Raw genomic sequence first — 4,100 nt, forward strand, 5'->3', positions numbered from 1 at the left:
TGAGTCCTGTGGAATTCAGGATGCAGGCCGCCAAGGCAGCGTAAGTGGATAATTGTCCAACCTTCGGGGGGCATACCACTCCAGCGTGGGAATGCAGTTCTCGACGCTTTGCGTCGTCAAGAGGACGCGGAGCGTCCGGAACGGCATGCGACGCGGAGCGCCGCACGATAGTNCGATCATCGTTCCCGCTACAGGCCTCAGCTCCGTATCAGTGCGCCCGCAAGCTTTGCTATTCTTCGCGCCCTGTGAGCGCCAGGCGCTTTTTTCAGCCATGTTTCGGGGGCTTCATGACGGCCATCGTTCAATCCACTCCCCAGCCCTTCAGCAGAGCCGACTACAAGACCCTGGGTCTTGCGGCGCTGGGTGGCGCGCTGGAAATCTACGACTTCATTATCTTCGTATTCTTTGCGCTGACCCTCAGCCAGCTGTTTTTTCCGCCCGACATGCCCGAGTGGCTGCGTCTGCTGCAAAGCTTCGGGATCTTCGTGACAGGCTATCTCGCACGCCCGCTGGGCGGCATTCTGATGGCGCATTTTGCCGACCGGCTGGGACGCAAGCGGGTGTTCAGCCTGAGTATTCTGATGATGGCCCTGCCTTGTCTGCTGATCGGCATCATGCCCACCTACGCACAGATTGGTTACTGGGCGCCGCTGGTGCTGCTGGCGTTACGCATTCTGCAGGGCGCAGCGGTCGGCGGCGAGGTACCCAGTGCCTGGGTCTTCGTGGCAGAGCACGCACCCCAGGGGCATCGCGGCTACGCACTCGGGGTTTTGCAAGCCGGTCTGACGTTTGGATACCTGCTCGGTGCGCTGACCGCAACATGGCTGGCAAGGGTCTTCAGCCCGGGTGAGATCCTTGACTGGGCGTGGCGCATTCCGTTTCTGCTTGGCGGCGTTTTCGGTGTAGTGGGCGTCTGGCTGCGTCGCTGGCTGAACGAAACGCCAGTGTTCATCGCCATGCACGCCCAGCGTGAAAACATGCCTGCACTGCCGCTTGGCCAGGTCCTGCGCGATCATCGCCAATCCTTGCTGCCTGCCGCGCTGTTGACGTTTGTGCTGACGTCCGCGGTGGTCGTGCTGGTGGTGATTACCCCGACGGTCATGCAGCAGCGCTTCGGGATCAGCGCCAGCAATACCTTCGCCCTGAGCGCAGTGGGCATCGTCTTCCTCAATATCGGCTGCGTGCTGGCAGGCATGCTGGTTGACCGCATCGGTGCGTGGCGCGGGGTCATCATCTACAGCCTGCTGCTGCCGCTGGGTATAGGCGTGCTTTACGCCAGCCTCATCCAGCAATGGATGCCGCTGGGTATCGCCTACGCCATTGCAGGGCTGGCCTGCGGGGTTGTCGGCGTGGTGCCTTCGGTGATGGTCGGACTGTTCCCTGCGAACATTCGTGTGTCAGGCATCTCGTTCACTTACAACATTGCCTACGCTTTTTGGGCGAGTACCACGCCATTGCTGCTCATCGCTCTGATGCCCTGGAATATCTGGGTTTGCGTGCTTTACAGCCTGGTCATGGGGATTGTGGGTCTGACGACCGCAGCGGTATTCGGCCTGCGCCGGGGTGTAGTGGTAGATGACCTTGCAACCGGCAGAAGCGGATAGCGCCAAGCCTGTTCCTGCTGGCGCGCCTCTTTCTCGCACGCAGCCGCTCATCTCTGTGGGCGGTTTTCGCAAATGAAACATATCAAGAAAGTTCCTCAAGTCAGGCGCTGTCAATTGTAACAAGTGATTGTAATTCTGTTTGCTCAAGTCTATCTTGCGCCCCTCTATATTATTTTTATTTATTGAGCTGGTGTGCTCTTGCCTGCCACGATTCCAACGTGGCTCGGCTGGCGGGTTATTTATGATTTCATTAAATTGATAGTCGTAATTTTTCTGTATTTTCTGTAGGAGATTTCTTCAGTCGTTTATTAATTAACGATTAATCTTACAGGTCTTTGTTTTTGGCAAGGTTTTGGTTTTTATTCGGGTTTAATGAAAAACAATACTAAATAAAATGATTTCTGTGCCGATTTACTTTTTAGGTCATGGAAGACGAGTGTAAGAAACATCCTACAAATTTGCTCTAGGGCAAAATGATGGCAAGGGGAAGTAGTATGGAGGTGACAATGAGAGAGCAAGAGGTTCTTGGCCTGCTGTTGCAGGGCTGTACGAACAAGGAAATCGCCAGGCAGCTCCGTATCAGTGACTATACGGTTCGCGATCACGTGTCTTCGCTACTAAGAAAGAGCCGTGTAAAGACCCGTGTCGAGCTCATGGCGCGTTGTGTTTCTATCTTGCTTCCGGGAAAAAGTAACCGACCCCCTACATCTGTCGGATTGCGTAACGAGTCAGCACATACATAATGTGTCTTGTCACAGAATATATCTTGTCAGGGCGATCAGCGTTATCGGGATAGCGCCCCAAGGTCAATAATCTCAATGTTGCACTACGGTTGCTTTTCGGTGTTCGGCTATCTGGCTGCCCGGAACAGGGGATTTCTGAAGTTCGTCCTTACGGCAAACCGTAAAGAATAAAAAGGAGCAATCATGACTGTTTGTTTTGTTCGGGGCCGCTCTGAGTCCGATCAGTCATTGCGGCTGGATCCGCATCGGCCCGGTTTGAATCTCACAACAGACTTCCATCGCCTGGCAACCCGGCAGTCGGCACTTTCGGTGACGCAACTTGCCGAGCAACAGAAAAAACTGTCCGGCCCCGTTGGCCTGTTTGCCAAGCTCTGCCGACAGGTTCGTTCGCATGGACGCCAGGCCCCGTTGATCGAAGAGGTCGAGCGGCTTGAGGGGCGCAAGCGCAAGTGGCTGGCCGAGCAGGCTGTGCAGTTCATCCTGGGCTTGCACGGCCGCCGGCCAGCGGTAGACAACCCGTTCAAAGGCCTGTTGCGCGAAGACCTGTGCTGCATCGTGTTCGATGACGCATCGCTGCACACGCTGGTCGAGCGTTACACTGCCGGTGAAGCACTGCGGCACCAGGACAGTGAGTACTTCGTCAAACTCATTGCCACCACACGGAACACAGTCGAGCGACGAATCGTCTTCCACGGCCTGCTCGAACACTTCGACCGATTACTGCCGATCGAAAAGAGCATCTACCCGCTCAATTATCGCACCACCCAGCTTGCCCATCTGGAGCAGGAAGAGACCCTCTACGGCAAGTTGATCATGGAGCAGCCCATTAGCGCACTGCTTGAAGTACATACCCCTGCATGGCTGTTGGAAAATCTTTCCTCTTTTGAGTTTTCGATTGATTGAGAACCTGCTCTGGGTATCCATGGATTAATACTTTCTCTGAGAAGTATTTTACATGGATATATAAAGTCATTCGGCGGTTCACGATTTTTTCAGCGGTGGTGTTGAAACTCTGTAAGTAGAAAATTGGCAAAGTAAGCCGTTGGGGGCGGAAACAGTCACCGTTCATTTAACGTATTGATTGTCGACCCCTGACGATAAGCGTCAGGGGTTCTATAGGCCAGGAGTCCACATTATGCGGGTGATCAGCTCTGGAATAGAAGCGCTGGTAACAGCAAGGCAACTCGATGAAAAAATAGCCTCTAAAAAAATACCCGTTCTTGCTAACTCATCCAGTCATACAAACTTTTTGGACCCCTCCGTGACAATCAGTGGCGGGGCGATTCTCAAGCAGAGAATTTTCGGACTGACAGACCCTAAATTTCCAGCACCCATGCTGGGTAAGGCAGAGTGCGGCACGTCCATGCCTGAAACCTCTTTTTTAACACGGGATGACCGAAGGCTTCTTGGCGAGGTTTATGAGTGGGCCAGAGATCAGGGGGCTGATCTTTTCTACGTCGATGACTTGGCGTTTGGGCTGGCATCCTACAGGGAGAAAGACGATGGAGGGATCTGGTCTCGTCATAACGAAGGCAAGACCTATGACATGGAAGGGCACAAGGTCTTTTACAGTTTTACAGATACAAATGCGGCGACGGCCAAGCGTATTATTGAGGGAAGCGCTTTAACAACAACACGGCTGGATCAGGGTTTTATTCGTTTTATCACGGACAAAGACTACGGTGCTGAACCGCCCCGGGTTTCTCGGAGACTCCAACCTTTGAGAGGATGGAGCGATGAAAAAACTACCGAA

Annotated in this window: 3 protein-coding genes and 1 pseudogene; all 4 read left to right on the top strand. The window is 53.9% G+C overall.

Going from position 1 to position 4,100, the window contains the following annotated elements; translation table 11 throughout:
* Nucleotides 1–287: 287 nt before the first annotated feature.
* On the top strand, nucleotides 288–1,604 hold the full coding sequence (locus AO277_RS11705) for an MFS transporter (protein ID WP_044320091.1): 1,317 nt from the start codon (nucleotides 288–290) through the stop codon (nucleotides 1,602–1,604).
* A gap of 473 nt (nucleotides 1,605–2,077) precedes the next feature.
* Nucleotides 2,078–2,347 carry a helix-turn-helix domain-containing protein gene (locus AO277_RS11710; RefSeq protein ID WP_004657623.1) on the top strand — a complete coding sequence of 90 codons (270 nt, stop codon included), beginning with the start codon at nucleotides 2,078–2,080 and terminating at the stop codon, nucleotides 2,345–2,347.
* Nucleotides 2,348–2,530: 183 nt separating this feature from the next.
* Nucleotides 2,531–3,250, top strand: coding sequence for a hypothetical protein (locus tag AO277_RS11715; protein WP_005733996.1), 720 nt, complete (start codon nucleotides 2,531–2,533; stop codon nucleotides 3,248–3,250).
* Nucleotides 3,251–3,482: 232 nt separating this feature from the next.
* Nucleotides 3,483–4,100, top strand: a pseudogene (locus AO277_RS11720) (hypothetical protein); the annotation flags it as partial.

Origin of the sequence: Pseudomonas amygdali, assembly GCF_002699855.1 — a bacterium.
In the GTDB taxonomy this organism is placed as follows: Bacteria; Pseudomonadota; Gammaproteobacteria; order Pseudomonadales; family Pseudomonadaceae; genus Aquipseudomonas; species Aquipseudomonas amygdali.

Excerpts from the sequence above, each read along its gene's own strand:
- AO277_RS11705 (WP_044320091.1), top strand. The coding sequence starts at position 288 with ATGACGGCCATCGTTCAATCCACTCCCCAGCCCTTCAGCAGAGCCGAC.
- AO277_RS11710 (WP_004657623.1), top strand. The coding sequence starts at position 2,078 with ATGATGGCAAGGGGAAGTAGTATGGAGGTGACAATGAGAGAGCAAGAG.
- AO277_RS11715 (WP_005733996.1), top strand. The coding sequence starts at position 2,531 with ATGACTGTTTGTTTTGTTCGGGGCCGCTCTGAGTCCGATCAGTCATTG.